Raw genomic sequence first — 20,293 nt, forward strand, 5'->3', positions numbered from 1 at the left:
GATGCCGAGGAATGAAAACCATGGTCGGGCCGTTGTAGGGGTAGCGAAGGAGGTGGCGATGGCCACGGTGGAACTGACCGGCGAGAACTTCGATGAGGTCGTCGGCAAGGGCACGGTGCTGGTGGACTTCTGGGCCGCGTGGTGCGGACCGTGTCGCCAGTTCGGGCCGGTGTTCGAGCAGTCGTCCGAGCAGCACGAGGACATCGTGTACGCCAAGGTGGACACGGAGGCCCAGCAGCAGCTGGCGGCGGCGTTCGACATCCGCTCCATCCCGACGCTGATGGCCGTGCGCGACGGCGTGGTGGTCTTCTCCCAGCCGGGCGCGCTGCCGGCGGCGGCGCTGGAGGACCTGATCGGCCAGGTGCAGGCGCTGGACATGGACAAGGTCCGCGAGCAGATCGCGGCCGCCCAGAACCAGCAGTGACAGCTTCTCCCCGCCGGTTCTGACCCTACATACGGCATTTCTCCCGGTCCTAGCGTGGCCGGGAGAAGCCGTCTGTGGAGGTGGGGAAGCATGCGCGCACTGCTGCTCGTCCGGCGCGGGGCACCGTTGACCAGGTCGCACGTGCACACGTTGCGCCGCAAGGGTTTCGAGCCGTACGTGTTGACCTCGCGGCCGGCCGACGGCGGCGAGCAGTTCCGGCGGATGTGCGCGCAGATCGAGGTCGAGCACGCGATCGCCGAAGGCGTCGCGATCACATCGGACGAGGTCGCCGCGGTCGTCAAGGCCGTCGATGGCCTCGTTTTCTGTCTGACGCAGGCAGATTCGCTTCGACCGCTGATGGCCGAGGCCAACCGCCTGCTGGGCGCGCCCGACGCGTCCCCCGAGGCGCTGCGCACCGCCCTGGACAAGCATCTGATGCGCAAGGCGATCGACACGACCATCGACTCGCTCAAGCTCTCCGACCCGACGCTGCGGGCCAGGATCGACGCCGGCGAGACCTTCGTGGTCAAGCCCCGCCGGGGCGTGGGGTCGCTGTGCGTCGGGCTCGTCAGGACGTGGGACGACGTCGAGAAGCTGCGCCAGGCCTTCGACGAGGGCCCGGGCCACGCGGACATGATGGCCGAGTACTTCGCCGACAACGAGCTGATCGCCGAGTCGTTCTTCGACGGCCGCGAGATCAGCCTGGAGATCGTCCGCCAGGGCGGCGTGGACAAGATCGTCGTCGACCACGACAAGACGCTGATCGAGTTCGGCGCGGACACCGTGCTGGAGCGCGGCATGGCCTCCCCCGTCACCATCGTCACCGACGAGGAGCTCGACAACGCCAAAGTCGTCGCACAGCACGCGATGGACACCCTCGGCCTGACCGACGGCGGCTACCACGTCGAGCTGCGGGTCGACGCCGAGGGCAGCACCGAGATCGTGGAGATCAATCCGCGGATCGGCGGCGGCATGGTCTGGGAGAGCATCAACGCCCAGTACGGCCGATCGGTCACCGACGACTGGATCGACGTGCTCGCCGGCACCCCGGTCACGCCGCTGGGCGAGCGCCGCTGCGGCACCTATGCCCAGCTGGCCTATCCCCGTGAGCAGCGGCAACTGCTGGGCGTGAACCGGAATCCGGCGATGCCCGACCCGGAGATCTACGACGAGCTGATCACACCGGGCGAGGTGCCGATCGCCCACCGCGAGCACTTCGGCGCGCTCGTGCTGTGGGAGACCGCGCTGGCCACGCACGGCGAGGAGGTGAAAGCCCTGGTGCCGGTCGAGTACTGCGAGTTCGTCTACTCCCCGGCCTCAGCGGCCGGCCGGTTCTCCTTGTGCTGGAACCCGATTGGGACACGCTGCGGGCCGCGGTCGCGGTGGACGGCGTGGATGTGGTGGTCTGCCACCAGGGTCCGGTCGTCGTCACGCCGGAGTACGACGACATCCGCGACGGGCTGGCGCTACTGGTCAGGGTGCCCGACTGGTCCACTGTGGATGGAATCATCGACGCCCTTGCCGGCGCGGAGATCGCCGACATCATGGCGCCCCATGACGTCACGCGCCAAGCTGAGGCGCGGCTGCGGAAGGCTCTGGCGTGACGTCGCCAACCTCGCAGACCACGAGGTGCGGCGTAGCGTAGAAGTGCAGCATCAGGTCGCCGTAGGGCACCCACAACTCGCCGTCCTCGTCCATGCCCCGATCATGGCGCTGGACGTGGCCGCTAGCGGCCTTCGATGCCGGGTCCGGGTCCCGTATGCGGAATCCGCATAACCACGGTCGGCCACGGGGCCAACGACCGCAGCTCACGGGTGACGTGCGGGGAGCCGGAGATCCGGGCCAGCGAGGCGGCGCCGGTGCCGGCCGACGCCGCCTCGTCCAGGTCGCCGGTGGTGGCGTAGGCGCGGGCGAGTTTGGCCGTGTGCACGCCCTGGAACCACGGGCAGGTGTGGCCCCAGCGGAGCCGAAGCCGGTGGTAGATGGCGATCGCGTCATGCGGGCGGCCGAGATCGAGCAGGCAGGACGCCCGCTGCGCCTCCAGGTGCTCGACGTCCGTCCAGTAGCCGACGCGGTACTCGTCGGTGGCCGGGTGATCGACGTTGTCGATCAGCATGGTCGCCTGCTCCAGTCGATCGAGGCAGGCTGCTTCCTCACGGGCGAGTGCCAAGCCGCGGGCTTCTTGCTGTAACGCCAACACTTTCAGCGCCGCCCCGACACCGGGTTCGCGTTGAGCCGCGCGGGCAAGGCCGATCATGCGGTCGTGATCACCGGCCGCGAGCTGGCTCATGCGCACGTAGGCGTAGGCCACCATGTCCCGGTCCTCGGCCGCCTGCGCCTGCTGCATTGCACGGGCCGTCCACTGCTCGGCGCCGTCCTCGTCGGTGCTTTCCTCGTGCAGCCAGCCCAGGAACTCCGCGTACAACGCGGCCACCGACAACAACATCCGCCGCATCTCGCCGCTGGCCGACCGCCGCAGCAGGTCCGTGAGCTCGTACAACTCCCGGGCCGCCGGCTTCAACGATGCCGTCACCCGCCAGTTGTCGGCGTCGTTGATCACGCGCCGGGCCACCAGAAGCTGGCCGACGATCTCCCGCGTCACCGGGACCGTGCGCTCCAATCGCCCGCCCAGCAACGCCACCAGCGCATCGGTGCCGCCGCGTTCCCGTAGCTCGGCCGCCGCAACCCCTTGCTCGGCCAGGCCCAGCAGGTGCGGCGGGATGTTCAGCGTCCGCTGCACGATCCGCAGCACCCGCATGTCGTACGCCAGGTTGCTGCCCGACTCCAGCCGCGAGATCGCCGACTGCGAGAACCCGGCCAGCGCCCCGAGTTCGTCCTGGCGCAGGCCGTGGGCCCGCCGTGCGAAGGCGATCACCGCCGACGGCGAGTTGCCCGCCACCGCGTCACGGACCTCCGGCGCGTTCCACACCGACTCGGGCAGCGGCTCCATCCCGCCGATGGTGGCAGATCGGCCCGCCCGACACGACCCGATGTGGCCGAAAGACGCGCGGGTGTCAGCGATGGTCAGTCAGTGGCAGGTGCCGATCATCTGCGTCAGGGCGTCGTGCTCGGTCTGGGAGATGGTGAGCTTGTACTTGGCCTTCACCTTGATCCAGTGCGTCGCGTAGTCGCACCACTCCGTCTTCACCGGCATGTAGCCCGGCGGTGGCTGGTCGCCCTTGCTGCGGTTGCTGTGCGCGGTGACGGCGACCAGTTCGTCCAGGTCGTTGGCGAAGGCGACGCGCTGGTCCTGGGTCCACTGGGCGGCGCCGGTGCGCCAGGACTCGGCCTCGGGCACGAGGTGGTCGATGTCCAGGTCGTGCGGCGAGGTGACGGCGACGCCGTCGTAGAGCGAGGTCCAGTTGCCGGAGTTCACCGTGCAGCCCTTGGACTTCACGTCACGGCCCTGGGCCTTGAGCACGTCCTCCCTGGTGTCGCAGCCGTCGGGCTGCTTGATCCAGCCGCCGCCGAAGCGATCGCGGGAGTAGCCGGTCATCGGCCCGGCGGTCGCGATCTTCAGCGACGCCAGCTGCTGGCTGCTGTCGCTGGGCAGCGGCGCGGCGCCGTCGCCGCCGGCCTTGGCCGGCAGGGAACAGGCGGTGAGAAGGGAGAACAGGGCGATACCGGCGGCCACGCCGGTTCGGGTGCCAGCCATGCGTCCAGGGGTACGGCAAGATCACGCCGTCGACCAGAGGTCATTCGGAGTAGTTGGCCTGCAACGAAAGCACTAGATCAACGATCTTCGCCGGCTGTTCGACCTGTGGGCTGTGCCCGGAGTCGACGATCTCCACCCGAGCGCCGGCGGCCCGGTACCTCGCGGCGGTCGGAGCCCAGGGATAGAACCGGTCGTGCTTGCCGAGGATGACCAGTGTCGGCACGCCGAGTTCGCGCACCTGCTGATCGAGGGGCCGCCGCGCCAGCTTGCGACGCCGGTCGACGATCACGGCTCGGGCCACCGCCGGGCTGGTCGTGGCGTGATCATGCAGCAGCACCGGGTCAAAGGCGAAGCCCGGCGCGAAGGCGTAGGACACCGCGCGGCGCACCGCTGCACGAGGAGCGAACCGGTGCAGCAGTGGACCGAGCACCGGCGCCGCCAACAACCCGTTGCCCGCAGGGAAGGTGGCGCAACTGTAGTCCGGTGCCTGACCGATGATCACGAGCCTCGAGACCCGGCGCCCCAGAGCCAACGCCACGTCGGCACCGTAGGAATGGCCGACGACGATCACCTCGTCGATGCCCAGCGAATCCAGCACGCCAAGGACATCGGCCGCCTGAGAGATCGCGTCGAGACCGGTGTGGCCGCCTGTTCGCCCGTGGCCGCGCAGATCCACGCGCAGCACCCGGCCGTGCTCGGCCAGTAGCGGCGTGACGGCGTCGAACCACCGCACCGATCCGCTGAACCCGTGCAGCAGCAGGAAAACCGGCTGCCCCTGACCGTCTTGGGTGACGTGCACCCGGTCAGGAGATCACAAGGCTGGCGACCTTGTCGCCGCGGACCACGAAGGCCATGGTGCCGGTGCCGTTGAAGCGGTGGCTGCGCACCTTGATCGTGACGTTGTAGGCGTCGGGCTCGCCGGCCGGCTCGACCTTCTCCAGCTCGAAGTGGGCCTGCACACCGATGTTGTCGGTCTTGTTCCAGCTGGCCACGCCCTGGTGCCCGTGGAACTGGCGGCCCCAGTCGTCCAGGAACGCGTCCTCGGTGAAGACGTCCACGAACGCCTCGTTGTCGGCCTTGTTGGTGGTGTCGACGAAGGCCTGGATGGCGGCTGGCGTGCTCACGGTGCTCTCCTTGCGCAGTCCGGGCAGGATGTTCGCGACGAGCGCCCGGGCGAACTCGTCGGTCAGCGGCTCGTCGGGGATGAGCAGCCGGTGGTACACGGCGCCCCACAGCTGGTCCACGACCACCTGCGGGTCGAAGTCGGAACGGAGTTCACCACGTTCCACGCCACGGCGCAGCGTGCGCTCGGCAAGTTCCCGGCGTGGGCGCGAGTAGCGTTCCCGAAAGGACACACCGAGGTCGGTGTCGGTCTGCGCGGCGCCGATCAGCTCGCCGATCACCCGCCCGGCGCGGCTGTCCCGCACCACGTGCACAAAGGCCAGCAGCTGCGCGACGATGTCGCGCTCGACGTCGCCGGTGTCGGGGAACTCGAGGCTGTGCGACACCACGGTCGCGTAGCCGTCGAGGGCCAGCGAGCCCTTGGACGGCCACCACTTGTAGATGGTCATCCGGCTGGCCCCGGCCTTGGCCGCCACCTTCTCGATGGTGAAGCCGCCCATGCCCTCGGCCAGCAGCAGTTCACCGGCCGCGGCGAGCACCTGCCCGCGGACAAGGGCGGCGGGACGTCGACCACGCATCATGCCTCCCGCACGCATATGGACACTCCGTATATGGACATAGTGTATATACAGACTGTCGCCACGCCACGTGACCGCCGTCACGCCGCTAGATATGGACAGGCCGTACACATCGATGGTTATATGTACACAGCGTCCACAACGAAGCAGGGAGAAAGACCATGAGCAGGGTTGCCATCGTCACCGGCGGGTCGGGCGGCATCGGTCGCGTCGTCGCGGAGCGGCTGGCCAAGGACGGTCAGACGGTCGTCGTCGCCTACGCCGGCAACGCCGAGCGGGCCGAGGACGCGGTCGACGCCATCATCGCCGCCGGCGGCACCGCGTCCGCGTTCCAGGCCGACGTGGCCGACGAGACGCAGGTCGAGGCGCTGTTCGAGGACACCGAGAAGCGCTACGGCGGCATCGACGTCGTGGTCAACACCGCCGGCATCATGTTGCTGTCGCCGCTGGCCGACCTGGACCTGGCCGACTTCGACCGGATGCACCGCACCAACGTGCGCGGCACCTTCGTGGTCGACCAGCAGGCCGTGCGCCGGCTGCGCCCGGGCGGCGCGCTGATCAACTTCTCCACGTCGGTCACGCACATCGCGGTGCCGAACTACAGCGCCTACGCCGCCACCAAGGGCGCGATCGACGGTATGACGCTGATCCTGGCCAAGGAGATGCGCGGCCGCGACGTCACGGTCAACGCCGTGGCCCCCGGCCCCACCGCCACGCCGCTGTACTTCATCGGCAAGGACCAGGAGACCGTCGACCGGGCGTCCAAGGCCGCACCGCTGGAGCGCCTCGGCCAGCCCGACGACATCGCCGAGGTCGTCTCCTTCCTGGCCGGCCCGGCCCGCTGGATCAACGGCCAGGTCATCTACGCCAACGGCGGCGTGGTCTGACGGTGCAAGGGGCGGCACGCACTGGGCCGCCCCTTACCGCTTGATCCCCAGCATCACGTTGTGCACCAGGGCTTTCGCGAACTCGTCCGTGATGGGCTCGTCCGGGATGAGCAGCCGGTGGTAGCACGCCCCCCAGAGCTGGTCGACGACCACCCGAGGGTCGATGTCATCGCGGAGCTGGCCGCGTTCGATCGCCTTGTTCATCGCCGTCACGGCCAACTCGCGCCGTGGCGCGGAATAGCGTTCCCGAAAAGCCGAGGCAAGCTCGGGATCGGTCTGCGAGGCGCCGATGAGCTCGGCGATCACCTTGCCCGCACCGGTTTCCGTGAGCAGGTGGGTGAACGCGAGCACCTGCGCGGTGAGGTCGGCCTCGATGTCACCGGTGTCCGGGAACTCCAGCACGGTGCGGACACGGCTGGCGTAACCGTCCAATGCGAGCGCCCCTCGGGACGGCCACCACTTGTAGATGGTCATCCGGCTGGCCCCGGCCTTGGCCGCCACCTTCTCGATGGTGAAGCCGGCCATGCCCTCGGTCAGCAGCAGCTCGCCCGCGGCGGCCAGCACCTGCTCGCGCACCTCGGCGGCGGGCCGCCGGCCGCGGCCCCGGCGGATCGGCTGCTCGGTCTCGGTCATGCGCCCCACCATATATGGACACAGCGTTTCGTCCGGGATCTTGACGCCCGACTATTTTCACGAGTTAGATCACGACTCGAACAAAGCCTCGGTCGGGCGGCGGTCGGGGCCCGGTTCGAGAGGACTAGTCCTGTGTCCGACAGTGAGAGCAGCACCGGTCGAGGCCTGGCGCGCAGAGGTTTCCTCGGCGCGGCACTAGCCGCAGCACCTGTGATGGCCCTGGCCTCCACGGCGGTGGCCGCGGAAGCCGCGGCTCCCCCGCCGGCCACCCACAAACCGGGTGATCCGGACCTCGGCCCCAACGTCTACGTGTTCGACGGCTCCATCCCGACCGCGCAGATCCAGTCCACGGTCGACGCGGTGTACGCCCAGCAGCAGCACGCCGAGTTCGGCTCCGGCCGGTATGCACTGCTGTTCAAGCCCGGCGGCTACGGCATCGACGTCAAACTGGGCTACTACACGCATGTCGCCGGCCTCGGGCTCCAGCCGTCGGCGGCCGGCATCACCGGCTCCTGCCAGGTGCTCGGCGAGGCGCACGGCAACAACACGCTGATCAACTTCTGGCGCGGCGCGGAGAACCTGAACATCGTCCCGCGCAGCGGCCAGGACATCTGGGCAGTCTCGCAGGCCACCTTCTACCGGCGGATCTACCTGCTCGGCGACCTGAAGCTGTCGGACGGCAGCTGGTCGAGCGGCGGCTTCATCGCCGACTGCCGGCTCACCGGGCAGATCAACTCCGGCACCCAGCAGCAGTGGGTCACCCGCAACTCGTCGCTGGGCAGCTGGGTCGGCTCCAACTGGAACATCGTCTTCGTCGGCACGGCCAACGCGCCGGCCACCACGTTCCCCGTTCCCCCGGTCACGTCCGTGCCGAAATCGCCGGTGATCAGGGAAAAGCCGTTCCTGTACGTCGACAGCTCGGGCGCCTGGCAGGTCTTCGTGCCGGACGTCCGGCACGACGCGCAGGCCACCAGCTGGGAGGCGCAGAAGCCGGCGGGCACGTCCATCCCGATCGCCGACTTCCTGATCGTCAAGGACGGCGTGAGCGTCGCCGACATGAACGCCGCGCTGGCGCAGGGCAACCACCTGCTGATCACGCCGGGCATCTACCACCTGCCGGAGTCGCTCAAGGTCACCAAGCCGAACACGGTCATCCTCGGCCTCGGCTACGCCACCCTGATCCCGGACAACGGCGCGATCGCCATCGACGTGGCCGACGTGGACGGCGTGCACCTGGCCGGGCTGCTGATCGAGGCCGGCGTCACCGAGTCCGAGGCGCTCATCCGCATCGGCGCGGCCGGCTCGCGCCGGGACCACAGCCGCAACCCGAGCACCATGCACGACGTGTTCTGCCGTATCGGCGGCACGCTGCCCGGCAAGACCAAGCAGTCGGTGGTGGTCAACAGCCACAACGTGATCATCGACAACACCTGGCTGTGGCGCGCCGACCACGGCAGCGGAGTCGGCTGGACCAGCAACACCGTCGGCGAGGGCCTGGTCGTCAACGGCGATGACGTGGTGGCCTACGGGCTGTTCGTCGAGCACCACCAGAAGACCCAGGTGCAGTGGAACGGAGAGGGCGGCAAGACCTTCTTCTTCCAGAACGAGATGCCGTACGACCCGCCCAACCAGGCCGGTTGGATGGACGGGCCGCACCGCGGCTTCCCGGCGTACGCGGTCGGCGACCACGTGCGCCGGCACGAAGCGTGGGGGCTGGGCAGCTACTGCATCTTCGCCATCGACCGGACGATCGTCGCCGACCGAGCCATCGCCGCCCCGCACACGCCGGGCGTGCGCTTCCACAGCATGATCACGTTCTCGCTGGGCGGCGGGCAGGGCACCATCGCCCACATCGTGAACAACGCCGGCGGGCCGTCGGACTCGACGACCAACCTTGGCATGCTGGCGCAATATCCCTAGGCAGGCTGGATGAGGTCCCAGCGGTTGCCGTAGAGGTCCTTGAAGACCGCGACCGAGCCGTACGGCTCGTGTCGCGGCTCTTCCTCGAACTCGACACCGGCGGCGGTCATCCGTGCGTGGTCACGGGCGAAGTCGTCGGTGTTGAGCAGGAGGCCGACGCGGCCGCCGGTCTGGTCGCCGACCCGGTCCTGCTGCGCCGGCTTGTCGGCGCGGGCCAGCAGGACGGCGGTCTCGGTCGAGCCGGGCGGGGCGACGACGACCCAGCGCCGGCCGGCGCCCTGTTCGGTGTCCTCGCGCAGCTCGAAGCCGAGGGCGTCGGTGTAGAAGGCGATCGCCTCGTCGTAGTCGTGCACGAGCACGGCGACCAATCCGATGTGCGGCATGATCACATCCTGCCTTATTCCCGGTTCGGCGGAATTTCCCACTGCGTGGCCACTCCAGCGGCGGGTGCCGATTCCGGCGCACAATCGCTGGCATGACACGTGGAACTGGTCCGCGACTGGCAGTGGCGCTGGACGGCGCGGGATGGCATCCGGCCGCGTGGCGCACCGAGGAGGCGCGCCCGGCCGAGGTGTTCGGGGCCGCCTACTGGCTGGACCTGGTGCGGGAGGCCGAGGCCGCCACGCTCGACTTCGTCACCTTCCGTGACTCGCTGGCGCTGCCGGCGGACGGCGTGCGAGGCCGGCTGGACGCGGTGCTGGTCGCGGCCCGGGTCGCGCCGCTGACCTCGGGCATCGGGCTGGTGCCGGAGATCGTCGTGACGCACACCGAGCCGTTCCACCTGTCGAAGGCCATCGCCACGCTGGACTACGTGAGCACCGGTCGAGGCGGTGTGCAGGTATCGGTGTCCGGTTCGGCCGATGAGTACCGGAACTTCGGGCGTCGGTCGTTCGGGGCCGATGTCGAGGGCGAGGCTGCGGACTACGTCGAGGTGCTGCGGCGGCTGTGGGACAGCTGGGAGGACGACGCCGAGATCCGTGACGTCGCCACCGGCCGGTTCGTCGACCGGGAGAAGCTGCATTACATCGACTTCGAGGGTCGGTTCTTCTCGGTGCGTGGGCCGTCGATCACGCCGCGGCCGCCGCAGGGGCAGCCGTTGGTGACCGCTTCTTCTGGCGTTGCTGATTCCTCGGTCGACGTGGTGTATGTGACGCCGCAGTCGCGAGGTGAGATCGGGCCGTTGGTCGAGGCGCAGCACGGTCGGCAGGTGTTCGCCGACCTGGTCGTGTTCCTGGATTCTTCGTCAGCGCGGGCCGCTGAGCGGCGGGCTGAGCTGGATTCGTTGGCGTTGCTGGAAAGCGACGCTTTGGTGTTCGCCGGGACTGCTGAAGAGCTGGCGGAGCTGCTGCTGGCCTGGCATGTCGCCGGGCTGGACGGGTTCCGGCTGCGGCCGGCGGTGCTGCCCCACGATCTGCGCGGCATCACCCGGGGTCTGGTGCCGGAGCTGCGGGCTCGCGGCGCGTTCCGCACGTCGTACGAGGCCACCACCCTGCGTGGGCTGCTGGGACTGGACCGGCCCGCCAACCGCTACGTCGCCTGAGGGGAAGCGATGACCAAGCCACTGAAGCAGATCCATCTTGCCGCGCACTTCCCGGGCGTGAACAACACGACCGTGTGGAGCGATCCGGAGGCCGGCAGCCACATCGAGTTCAGCTCGTTCGTCAAGCTGGCGCAGACGGCCGAGCGGGCCAAGTTCGACTTCTTCTTCCTGGCGGAAGGCCTGCGGCTGCGGGAGCAGGGCGGGTTGATCTACGACCTGGACGTGGTGGGGCGGCCGGACACGTTCACCGTGCTGGCGGCGCTGGCTGGGGTGACGTCTCGGCTCGGGTTGGCCGGGACGATCAACTCGACGTTCAACGAGCCGTTCGAGGTGGCTCGGCAGTTTGCGTCGCTGGACCATCTGTCTGATGGACGGGCGGCGTGGAATGTCGTGACGTCGTGGGATGCCTTCACTGGTGAGAACTTCCGGCGTGGCGGGTTCCTGCCGCAGGATCAGCGGTACTCGCGGGCGGAGACGTTCATGCGGACGGCGTGGGAGCTGTTCGACTCGTGGCGGGCTGACGATGTGCTGGCGGACAAGGCTTCTGGGGAGTTTCTGCGCCGGGTTGACGCTGGTGCGTTTGCGCACCATGACGGGCATTTCGACATCGCCGGGCAGTTTCCGGTGCCACGGAGCCCGCAGGGACGGCCGGTGATCATTCAGGCGGGTGACTCCGACGAGGGGCGGGAGTTCGCGGCGGCTACCGCGGACGCGATCTTCACGCGGCATGGGACGTTGGAGGCTGGGCAGGCGTTCTACTCGGATGTGAAGGGGCGGTTGGCGAAGTACGGGCGTGAGGGTCATCAGCTGATCGTGTTGCCGGCGGCGACGTTTGTGCTTGGGGATACGGATGCTGACGCTCATGAGCGGGCTGCGGTGGTACGGCGTCAGCAGGTGAGCGGGGCTACGGCGATCAGGTCGTTGGAGCAGCTGTGGAACGCGGACCTGAGTGGGTTCGATCCGGACGGGCCGTTGCCGGCGTTCGATCCGGTGGTCGGCGAGAACACGATCTCCAGGGGGCGGGCGAGTGATCGCATGCACCGGGATCCGGTGGCTACGGCACGGAAGTGGCGTGAGCTGGCGGAGGCGAAGAGTCTCTCGATCCGGGAGCTGATCATCGAGGTGACCGGGCGGCAGAACTTCATCGGGTCGGCGGAGACTGTTGCGGGTCGGATCAATGAGCTTGTGCAGGCTGATGCGAGTGACGGGTTCATCCTTGTGCCGCATGTGACGCCTGGGGGGCTGGACGAGTTTGCTGACAAGGTGGTGCCGTTGCTGCAGGAGCGCGGGGTTTTTCGGAGTGAATATGGTGGGGCTACGTTGCGTGATCATTTGGGGTTGGATGTAGCGGTGTAGTGGGGGTGGGGGGTGTGGTGCTAGGGCTGGGTTGGGTAGGCGTGCCGCGCGGTTGGCGTTTGGGGGGCGAGCAGGTGGCGGTGGGGAGGTTGGGGTGTGGTTGACGGGGGTGGGATTTAATTCGGTGTGGTCGCGTGGATTTGGTGTGGAGCCTCTGCGCGATGGCCCAAGGGCTAAAAGCGGGCAGGACGAGCCTGCCCTTGGCCTGTCAATTGTACGCCATCGCGCCCCTCCACACAAAATCCACGCGACTAGTTCGAGTTGCCGTGTTGTGGTGTGGCGGGAGGAAAGAAAAGCCTTTCTGCCTGGCGGGATTCACCCGTTAGGGATTCGCGTTCGATCTTGTGTTCGAGTATTCTCAGAAGTATGGAACTCACCCGCGACATCGAGAACAGGGAACCCGCTGGGGCCATGTTCGATCTGGTGGTGGGTGTGGATCCGGCGAGCCTGACACAAGAAGAGTTGGTCAATTTCGTGGGGGTGGCCCGGAAGGTGCGGGCCGTGTGTGAATGGGCCGAACATGAGGCCCTCAACCACATCGACGACCTCACCGAATTGGCGATGGCCACGAAGGTCTCGGAACCGGCGCTGGCCCGGTCGCAAGAGATCGCCGCCGGCCTGGAGACCCATCCCGCGCTGGCGGAGCGGTTCCGCCGGGGAGAGATCGACCTCGCCCGGTTCGCCGCAGTCTGGGAACGCACCCGCCACCTGTCGGACCCTGCCCAGGTCGCCGAAGTCGACCAGGCCCTGGCCGAGGAGGCCGCCGGTATGACTCGGACGCAGGTGTGTCGCAAGGCCACCGCGCTGGTCGCGAAGGCTGACCCGGATGGCTATGAGCAGCGCTGTCACAAGGCCAAAGACGACCGGCAGGTCGGGATCTCTGCCTTGCCCGACGGCATGGCCAAACTGACCTGGATCCTCCCGGCCGCTGAGGCCCACCAGCTGTTCCAACAGATCTGCGCCGACGCCAAGTCACTCCCGAAGGACGAGCGCACCACCGACCAGAAACGCTCCGATGTGCTCTGGGACCGCTTGCGGGGCGAGCACACCAACTGGAACGTCCGCACCTTCGTCACCATCTCCATGGAGACCCTGCTCGGCCTCACCAACGACCCCGGCCAGCTCGCTGGTTATGGTCCGATCGCGGCCGAGGCGGCCCGGGAGTTGGCCATGCACGGCCCCTTCCGGGGACTCCTCCTCGACGAGTACCAGCAGATCAGCGCCATCAGCACCGACACCTACCGGCCCACGGCGCTGATGAAAGAGACGTCCGTTGCTCGGGCCGGCGGCACCTGCACCGCACCCGGCTGCACCCTGCCCATCCAGGAACACGACCACATCACCCCCTGGCCCACAGGCCGCACCCAAGCGACCAACCTCCAGGGGCTCTGCACCTGGCACCACCACCGCAAACACGACAACTACACAGTGACCCAGGATTCAGACGGCACCACTCACTGGATCACCCCGGCCGGCCGCCATCACATCACCCGCCCCATGCGCCACTAACCAGGCAACGGACACCGGGAAAAGGACTTCCCACAGCCACCACAAAAAGGGTGCACAGCGGGAGTCAAAACCCAGCCACCGCCATTCCTTCACACCCCGATCGCCAACTCCCCGAATTGGGTCGATTTTGTGTGGAGGGGCGCGATGGCGTACAATTGACAGGCCAAGGGCAGGCTCGTCCTGCCCGCTTTTAGCCCTTGGGCCATCGCGCAGAGGCTCCACACCAAATCGACCCATAAACCGAAGAACCCCCGGAAAACTACACGGCACGCGCACCAAACCCAACCCCAGCAAAGGGCGGGCGGGCGGGCCACCAAACCCAACCACCGCACACCACCCACCACACCAACCCCCACACCCACCCACAACACAACCACCCACACCCTAAGTCCCAAACAAATCCGCAACCAACCCCGCCGCCGCGACCGGCGCCCGAACCTCAAACCCCAACCGATCGTCCGCCAATCTCAACGTGAACTCAAAAAACGGACAGCACCGCAACTCCGCCGCCGCCAGTCCAGCCACCTGACCTGCCATCCCCACCGGCAGCACAAACCGAATCCCGCGCTCAACCGGCTCGCTCCGCACAGCGGTCGTCAGCAGCCGCCGCCACTGCTCAGCACGGTCCTGTTGCTCCCCGCCGTCAAGCGAGCAGGCGATGATCGGTTCCTCGGACACGCCCCCAAATCTAGGGCAGCCGCTCGATGATCGTCACGTTCGCCTGGCCGCCACCCTCGCACATGGTCTGCAGCCCGAACCGCCCACCCGTGCGCTCCAGCTCGCTCAGCAGCGTCGCGGTCAGCTTCGTGCCGGTGGCCCCGATCGGATGCCCCAACGCGATCGCCCCACCGTTGACGTTGACCCGGTCCAGGTCGACCTTGAGCTCCTTCGCCCAGGCCAGCACCACACTGGCGAACGCCTCGTTGACCTCGAAGAGATCGATGTCCTCGATCGTCATCCCCGCCTTGCCCAGCGCATGCCGCGTCGCCCTGATCGGCGCGGTCAGCATAAAAACAGGATCCGCGCCCCGCGCCGACAAGTGATGCACCCGTGCACGCGGCGTCAACCGATGCGTCCGAACGGCCTCCTCCGACGCCACCAACACCGCACTAGCCCCATCCGAAATCTGGCTGGCCAGCGCCGCCGTCACCCACCCCCAGGCCGCAAGGTCTTCAACGCCGCCATCTTCTCGAGACTCGTCTCCCGCCGAGGCCCCTCGTCAACCGCCACGTCACCCACCGGCACGATCTCTCGCTCGAACCGCCCCGCCCCGATCGCCTCGATCGCCCGAGCGTGACTGCGGAAGGCGAACTCCTCCATCTCCTCCCGCCCGATCTCCCACCGCTGCGCGATCAGATCAGCCGCCCGGAACTGCGAGATCTCCTCCGACCCGTACCGATGAGCCCAGCCGTCACACCCCTCCAACGGCGTCTCGAACCCGAACTGCGACCCCACGGTCATCGCCGCGCCGATCGGGATCCGGCTCATGCTCTGCACGCCACCGGCCACCACCAGATCGGCCGTCCCGCTCAACACCGCCTGCGCCGCAAAGTGCATCGCCTGCTGGCTGGACCCGCACTGCCGATCCACGGTCACGCCCGGCACTTCCTCCGGGAACCCGGCAGCCAGCCAAGCCGTACGGGCCACATCGCCCGCCTGCCCACCGATCGTGTCCACGCAGCCCAGGATCACGTCGTCCACCTCGCCCGGATCCACGTTCACCCGCGCGAGCAGTCCCTCGATGGCGCGGGCGCCGAGGTCGGCCGGGTGCAGGTGGCTGAGCCCGCCACCGCGCCTGCCGACCGGCGTCCGCACCGCGTCAACCAGGTACGCCTGGGCCATCGGCCCTCCCTTGCGCTATGCCGTCCAGCACGATGGACAGGTACTGCCGGGCCACGGCGTCCGCGGTCAGCGCGCCGCCCGGGTGGTACCAGTGCACGGCCACCCACACCGTGTCGCGGATGAAGCGGTAGACCAGTTCCACGTCGAGGTCGTCACGGAAGGCGCCGACCCGGATGCCTTCCTCCAGCAGCCCGACCCACAGCTTGCGGAACTCGGTGTTGCGCTCGGTCAGGTAGCCGAACCGGTCGAAGTTCGACAGGTACGCGGCCTCCCGCTGGTAGATCGCCACGGCGTCGTGGCTGCGGTCGATGCACTCGAACGACGCGACGACCACGGCTTCCAACGCCTCGCGCGGGGCCTCGCCGGCCGCCAGGATGTCCCGGTAGCGCCCGAACAGCTCGTCCAGGAAGCTTCGCAGTATCTCGTCGACCATCGACTCCTTGGAGTCGAAGTGGTGGTAGAGGCTGCCGGACAGGATGCCGGCGGCGTCGGCGATGTCCCGCACGGTGGTCGCGAGGAAGCCGCGCTCGGCGAACATCCTCGCGGCCAGCGCGAGCAGCTCATCTCGACGGCTCATGGTTCTCCTAGGGGTGCTGGCTGCTGACCGACAGCACCTCGCCGGTCAGGTACGAGGCGTAGTCGCTGGCGAGGAACACCATGGCATTGGCGACCTCCCACGGCTCGGCCGCCCTGCCGAACGCCTCGCGTCCGGTCAGCTCAGTGAGCAGCTCCTCGCTGGTCACCTTGGCCAGGAACGGATGCATCGCCAGGCTGGGGGCGACGGCGTTGACCCGGATGCCATGCGCGGCGACGTCGGCGGCGGAGCAGCGGGTCAGGGCCATCACGCCGGCTTTCGCCGCGGCATAGTGGGCCTGCCCGGCCTGCGACCGCCAGCCGATCACCGAGGCGTTGTTGACGATCGCGCCGCCGCCCTGGTCGACCATGACTTTCAACGCCGCCCGGGTGCATCGGAACGTGCCGTTGAGGGTCACGTCGAGCACCCGCGACCACTCGTCATCGGTCATGTCCAGCACGGACCTGGTGCCGCCCAACCCAGCGTTGTTGATCATCACGTCGAGTCGGCCGAAGGTGCTCACGGCGGTGTCGATCAGCGCCTGGACCTGGGCTTCATCCGTGACGTCGCATACTGCCGCGGCGACGCGGCCGCCGTGGTCGGCGGCGAGCTTCTCCAGCGTCTCGGCGAGCCGGCGCTCGTGCCAGTCGCTGATCAGGACTCTGGCGCCCTCTTCGAGACACCGCTGCGCGACCGCCGACCCGATGCCGGTGCCGGCCGCCGCCGTGACGACAACCGCCTTGTCCGCCAACAAGTTGTGGCCGGGCACGTAGTCGATCATCCGCGTGCCTCCCTGGGCAGGCCGAGCACCCGCTCCGCGATGATGTTGCGCTGGATCTCGTCCGAGCCGCCGTAGATGGTGTCGGCCCGGCTGAACAGATAGAGCCGCTGCCACTGATCGAAGTCGCCGTCAACGACCATCGACGAAGCCCCCCGGGCCAGCATGGCCAGCTCACCCAACCGCCGATGCCAGCCCGCCCACAGCAGTTTGCCCACCGACGGGTCAGATCCCCTGGTACGCAACGCATGCGATCTCATGACACTCAGCTCAACCGCAGCCCGGGCCAGCTTCTCCTGCAACACAACGTCTTCCGGATCAGCCAACGCTGCCACAGCCTCCAGCTCACGCCGGAAACCAACCTGCTGCCCCAAAGTCGACACGCCACGCTCGTACGCCAACGTGGCCATCGCGACCGCCCAGCCGCCGCCCGGCTCGCCAACAACAAGATCGGCAGCCGTCCGCGCCCCGTCGAAGAAGACCTCGTTGAACTCGGCCGTGCCGGTGAGCTGCCGGATCGGCCGCACCTCGATCCCCGGCTGCTTCATCGGCACCAGCAGGTAGGACAACCCCTTGTGCCCCACCGATCCCGGTGTCGTCCGGGCCAGCACGAAACACCAGTCGGCCAGGTGCGCCAGCGAGGTCCACACCTTCTGCCCAGTGATCACCCACTCGTCGTCGACCAGCCGAGCCGAGGTCGAGACGGCAGCAAGATCAGAACCGGCGCCCGGCTCGGAGTAGCCCTGACACCACAGCTCCTGGACCGCCCGAATACGAGGTAGGAACCGCGCTTTCTGCGCCGCCGTGCCGAGGTCGATCAGCGTGGGGCCGAGCAGGTTCTCGCCCAGGTGGTTGACCCGGGCCGGCGCGTCGGCCAGCGCGTACTCCTCGTGGAAGGCGACCTGCTCGTCGAAGGTCAGGCCGCGGCCACCGTGCTCGACCGGCCAGGACGGGCAGGTCCAGCCGTGCGCGGCCAGGTGGCGTTCCCAGTCGAGCCGCTCGGCGAACGCCTCGTGCTCGCGGCCGGGCCCGCCGAGCCCCTTGAGCTCGGCGAATCGCCCGACGAGATGCTCGGCGAGCCACCGCCGGATCTCGGATCTGGTCACCGCCATGACCGTAGGCTAGCCTACCAAGCAGTTGCTTGGTAGGAGGTGTTGTGGGTCCCAGCACCATCCCGGCGGCCGTCGACGCGGCCGCCGAGCGCTTCGGCGACACCGAGGCCGTTGTCGACGGCGAGGTGCGCCTCACCTACCGTGACCTGCGCACGCGCGTTCGGCAAGTGGCCGCCGCGTTCGCCGCCGCCGGCCTCAAGACCGGCGACCGGGTCGCGATCTGCGCCCCGAACACCTGGCACTGGGTCGTCGCCGCGCTCGGCGCGAGCTACGCCGGCGGCATCCTCGTGCCGCTCAACACCCGCTTCACCGCCGCCGAGATGCAGGACGTCATCTCCCGCAGCGACGCCGCCGCGCTGGTCGTGGCCACGGACTTCCTGGGCCGCAACCGGCTGGCCGAGTTGGAGGAGCTCGGCGGCGTGCCGGAATTCGTGCTGACGATCGAGGACTGGGCGTTCACCGACGAGGTCGACGCCGCCCCGGTGCGGGCCGACGACATCAGCGACATCCTGTTCACGTCCGGCACCACCGGGCGCAGCAAGGGCGCGATGAGCGCGCACCGGCAGGCGCTGGCCGTCGCCGCCGCGTGGGCCGACTGCGGCGCCGTCGTGACCGGCGACCGATACCTGGTGATCAACCCGTTCTTCCACAGTTTCGGTTACAAGGCCGGCATTCTGGTCTGTCTGCTGACCGGCGCGACGCTGGTGCCGCAGGCCGTGTTCGACGTCGCCCGCACGATCGAGCTGGTCGAGCAGGAGCGGATCACCATCCTGCCCGGGCCGCCGACGATCTACCAGACGCTCCTGGCCCAGCCCGGCTGTGACACCCTGCGGCTGGCCGTCACCGGGGCCGCGCCGGTGCCGGTCACGCTGGCCGAGCGGATGCAGAAGCGTTTCGGCACAGTACTTACGGCATATGGGCTGACCGAGGCTGTCGTGGCGACCATGTGCCGCCCCGACGACGACGCCGAGACCGTCTCCCACACGTCCGGTCGCGCCACCGCCGACTTCGAGGTCAAGATCGCCGACACCGGCGAGATCCTGTTGCGCGGCCCCAATGTGATGATCGGCTATCTCGATGACGCCGCCGCGACGGCGGAGGCCATCGACGCCGACGGCTGGCTGCACACCGGCGATGTCGGGGTCCTGGACGAACGCGGCTATCTGACGATCACCGACCGTCTCAAGGACATGTACGTCTCCGGCGGTTTCAACGTCTACCCGGCCGAGGTCGAGCAGGCGCTGGCCCGACTCGACGGCGTCACCGAGTCGGCGGTCATCGGGATTCCCGATGACCGCATGGGCGAGGTCGGCAAGGCGTTCGTGGTGTCGACACGCCTACTGTCCACCGAGGACGTGATCGAGCACTGCCGGGTCCTGCTGGCCAACTTCAAGGTGCCGAGACAGGTGGAGTTCCGGGCCGCCCTGCCCCGGAACGCGTCCGGCAAGGTGCTCAAAGTCGTGTTACGCAAGGAGTCCCCATGACCGAGGAAGCCGTGCTGTACCACCGCGACGGCGCCATCGCCACCGTGACCATGAACCGGCCGCGCTACCGCAACGCCCAGAACTCCGTGATGACCTACGCCCTCGACGCCGCCTTCGAGCAGGCGGTCAACGACGACGAGGTGAAGGTCATCGTGCTGGCCGGGGCCGGTGACCACTTCTCGGCCGGGCACGACATCGGGACGCCCGGGCGGGACGTGGATGTCTCCTACGAGCGCAAAGCCGTGCTGTGGTGGGACCACGTCGACAAAGAGGGCGGCGACCAGCGCTTCGCCCGCGAGTCCGAGGTCTATCTCGGCATGTGCCGGCGGTGGCGGGAGATCCCCAAGCCGGTGATCGCCATGGTGCAGGGCGCGTGCATCGCCGGCGGGCTGATGCTGGCCTGGGTCTGCGACCTGATCGTGGCCGCCGAGGACGCGTTCTTCGCCGATCCCGTGGTGCGCATGGGAATTCCCGGCGTCGAGTACTTCGCCCACCCCTGGATGCTCGGTCCTCGCGCGGCCAAGGAGATCCTGTTCACCGGCGACCGGTTCAGCGCCCAGCGGGCCTACGAGTGGGGCATGGTCAACCGTGTCGTGCCACGCGCCGAACTCCAGGAAACGGTGATCGCGTTGGCGTCGAGGATCGCCAAGATGCCCCGGTTCGGATTGGCGCTGGCCAAGAAGGCGGTCAACCAGTCCGAGGACCAGATGGGCCTGCGGGCCGGCATGGACTCGGTGTTCGGCCTGCACCACCTGGCCCACGCCCACAACGCCGAGGTGTCCAAGGACTCCCTGGCGGGAATGGACGCCAAGGCGATGCGAGGTGCCGGTGGATCCTGACCGCCCGCCGCCCGCCATGACCGCCGACCCGCTGCGAGGC

Annotated in this window: 19 protein-coding genes and 1 pseudogene; 9 read left to right on the forward strand and 11 right to left on the reverse strand. The window is 68.4% G+C overall.

Going from position 1 to position 20,293, the window contains the following annotated elements; genetic code table 11:
* The first annotated feature begins 58 nt into the window (after positions 1 to 58).
* Complete coding sequence (gene trxA, locus M3Q35_RS12860) at positions 59 to 424, forward strand: thioredoxin (protein ID WP_273941953.1); 366 nt, start codon at positions 59 to 61, stop codon at positions 422 to 424.
* 90 nt (positions 425 to 514) lie between these two features.
* On the forward strand, positions 515 to 2,200 hold the full coding sequence (locus tag M3Q35_RS12865; RefSeq protein ID WP_273941954.1) for an ATP-grasp domain-containing protein: 1,686 nt from the start codon (positions 515 to 517) through the stop codon (positions 2,198 to 2,200).
* Here the strand turns inward: M3Q35_RS12865 and M3Q35_RS12870 are convergent.
* The 4 genes from M3Q35_RS12870 to M3Q35_RS12885 all read right to left on the reverse strand — a co-directional run bounded on the left by M3Q35_RS12870 (position 2,151) and on the right by M3Q35_RS12885 (position 5,797).
* Positions 2,151 to 3,374 carry a helix-turn-helix domain-containing protein gene (locus M3Q35_RS12870; protein WP_273941955.1) on the reverse strand — a complete coding sequence of 408 codons (1,224 nt, stop codon included), beginning with the start codon at positions 3,372 to 3,374 and terminating at the stop codon, positions 2,151 to 2,153. The two genes, M3Q35_RS12865 and M3Q35_RS12870, sit on opposite strands and share 50 nt — an antisense overlap.
* 78 nt (positions 3,375 to 3,452) lie before the next feature.
* Positions 3,453 to 4,079 carry an HNH endonuclease family protein gene (locus M3Q35_RS12875; RefSeq protein WP_273941956.1) on the reverse strand — a complete coding sequence of 209 codons (627 nt, stop codon included), beginning with the start codon at positions 4,077 to 4,079 and terminating at the stop codon, positions 3,453 to 3,455.
* A gap of 40 nt (positions 4,080 to 4,119) precedes the next feature.
* Positions 4,120 to 4,878, reverse strand: coding sequence for an alpha/beta fold hydrolase (locus tag M3Q35_RS12880; protein WP_273941957.1), 759 nt, complete (start codon positions 4,876 to 4,878; stop codon positions 4,120 to 4,122).
* A 4-nt stretch (positions 4,879 to 4,882) separates the two neighbouring features.
* Positions 4,883 to 5,797 carry a TetR-like C-terminal domain-containing protein gene (locus M3Q35_RS12885; protein ID WP_273941958.1) on the reverse strand — a complete coding sequence of 305 codons (915 nt, stop codon included), beginning with the start codon at positions 5,795 to 5,797 and terminating at the stop codon, positions 4,883 to 4,885.
* 143 nt (positions 5,798 to 5,940) lie between these two features.
* Here M3Q35_RS12885 and M3Q35_RS12890 point away from each other — a divergent pair, with 143 nt between their 5' ends.
* The gene (locus tag M3Q35_RS12890; protein ID WP_273941959.1) at positions 5,941 to 6,666 is read left to right on the forward strand and encodes an SDR family oxidoreductase; all 726 of its coding nucleotides are present in this window, start codon (positions 5,941 to 5,943) and stop codon (positions 6,664 to 6,666) included.
* Positions 6,667 to 6,699: 33 nt separating this feature from the next.
* On the opposite strand, the gene M3Q35_RS12895 is transcribed toward M3Q35_RS12890, so the two are convergent.
* On the reverse strand, positions 6,700 to 7,299 hold the full coding sequence (locus M3Q35_RS12895) for a TetR/AcrR family transcriptional regulator (protein WP_273941960.1): 600 nt from the start codon (positions 7,297 to 7,299) through the stop codon (positions 6,700 to 6,702).
* A gap of 213 nt (positions 7,300 to 7,512) precedes the next feature.
* On the opposite strand from M3Q35_RS12895, the gene M3Q35_RS12900 reads away from it, so the two are divergent.
* A complete protein-coding gene (locus M3Q35_RS12900; RefSeq protein WP_273941961.1) occupies positions 7,513 to 9,219 on the forward strand; it encodes a coagulation factor 5/8 type domain-containing protein in 1,707 nt (568 codons plus the stop codon).
* On the opposite strand, the gene M3Q35_RS12905 is transcribed toward M3Q35_RS12900, so the two are convergent.
* A complete protein-coding gene (locus tag M3Q35_RS12905) occupies positions 9,216 to 9,602 on the reverse strand; it encodes a VOC family protein (RefSeq protein WP_273941962.1) in 387 nt (128 codons plus the stop codon). The two genes, M3Q35_RS12900 and M3Q35_RS12905, sit on opposite strands and share 4 nt — an antisense overlap.
* Positions 9,603 to 9,694: 92 nt before the next feature.
* Between M3Q35_RS12905 and M3Q35_RS12910 the strand changes: the two genes are divergently transcribed.
* From M3Q35_RS12910 to M3Q35_RS12920, 3 genes are all read left to right on the forward strand, one after another.
* Complete coding sequence (locus M3Q35_RS12910) at positions 9,695 to 10,759, forward strand: LLM class flavin-dependent oxidoreductase (protein ID WP_273941963.1); 1,065 nt, start codon at positions 9,695 to 9,697, stop codon at positions 10,757 to 10,759.
* 9 nt (positions 10,760 to 10,768) lie between these two features.
* A complete protein-coding gene (locus M3Q35_RS12915; protein WP_273941964.1) occupies positions 10,769 to 12,115 on the forward strand; it encodes an NtaA/DmoA family FMN-dependent monooxygenase in 1,347 nt (448 codons plus the stop codon).
* A 276-nt stretch (positions 12,116 to 12,391) separates the two neighbouring features.
* Positions 12,392 to 13,624: an HNH endonuclease signature motif containing protein gene (locus tag M3Q35_RS12920; RefSeq protein ID WP_273941965.1), complete on the forward strand. Its 1,233-nt coding sequence runs from the start codon at positions 12,392 to 12,394 to the stop codon at positions 13,622 to 13,624.
* A 384-nt stretch (positions 13,625 to 14,008) separates the two neighbouring features.
* Here the strand turns inward: M3Q35_RS12920 and M3Q35_RS12925 are convergent, their stop codons facing one another.
* From M3Q35_RS12925 to M3Q35_RS12945, 5 genes and pseudogenes are all read right to left on the reverse strand, one after another.
* The gene (locus tag M3Q35_RS12925) at positions 14,009 to 14,302 is read right to left on the reverse strand and encodes a hypothetical protein (RefSeq protein WP_273941966.1); all 294 of its coding nucleotides are present in this window, start codon (positions 14,300 to 14,302) and stop codon (positions 14,009 to 14,011) included.
* 10 nt (positions 14,303 to 14,312) lie between these two features.
* A pseudogene (locus M3Q35_RS12930) lies at positions 14,313 to 15,466 on the reverse strand (acetyl-CoA C-acetyltransferase).
* The gene (locus M3Q35_RS12935; protein WP_273941967.1) at positions 15,444 to 16,043 is read right to left on the reverse strand and encodes a TetR/AcrR family transcriptional regulator; all 600 of its coding nucleotides are present in this window, start codon (positions 16,041 to 16,043) and stop codon (positions 15,444 to 15,446) included. The pseudogene M3Q35_RS12930 and the gene M3Q35_RS12935 overlap by 23 nt, the downstream one beginning before the upstream one ends.
* Before the next feature lie 7 nt (positions 16,044 to 16,050).
* Positions 16,051 to 16,821 (reverse strand): SDR family oxidoreductase, encoded by a 771-nt coding sequence (locus tag M3Q35_RS12940; protein WP_273941968.1) that lies wholly within the window; start codon positions 16,819 to 16,821, stop codon positions 16,051 to 16,053.
* Positions 16,818 to 17,930 (reverse strand): acyl-CoA dehydrogenase family protein, encoded by a 1,113-nt coding sequence (locus M3Q35_RS12945; protein ID WP_273941969.1) that lies wholly within the window; start codon positions 17,928 to 17,930, stop codon positions 16,818 to 16,820. Before M3Q35_RS12945 ends, M3Q35_RS12940 begins: the two co-directional genes overlap by 4 nt.
* Positions 17,931 to 17,974: 44 nt before the next feature.
* Here M3Q35_RS12945 and M3Q35_RS12950 point away from each other — a divergent pair, with 44 nt between their 5' ends.
* On the forward strand, positions 17,975 to 19,414 hold the full coding sequence (locus M3Q35_RS12950) for a FadD3 family acyl-CoA ligase (RefSeq protein ID WP_273941970.1): 1,440 nt from the start codon (positions 17,975 to 17,977) through the stop codon (positions 19,412 to 19,414).
* Positions 19,411 to 20,253 carry an enoyl-CoA hydratase gene (locus tag M3Q35_RS12955; RefSeq protein ID WP_273941971.1) on the forward strand — a complete coding sequence of 281 codons (843 nt, stop codon included), beginning with the start codon at positions 19,411 to 19,413 and terminating at the stop codon, positions 20,251 to 20,253. The genes M3Q35_RS12950 and M3Q35_RS12955 overlap by 4 nt, the downstream gene beginning before the upstream one ends.
* Positions 20,254 to 20,293: the final 40 nt, after the last annotated feature.

It is taken from the genome of Kutzneria chonburiensis (assembly GCF_028622115.1).
In the GTDB taxonomy this organism is placed as follows: Bacteria; Actinomycetota; Actinomycetes; order Mycobacteriales; family Pseudonocardiaceae; genus Kutzneria; species Kutzneria chonburiensis.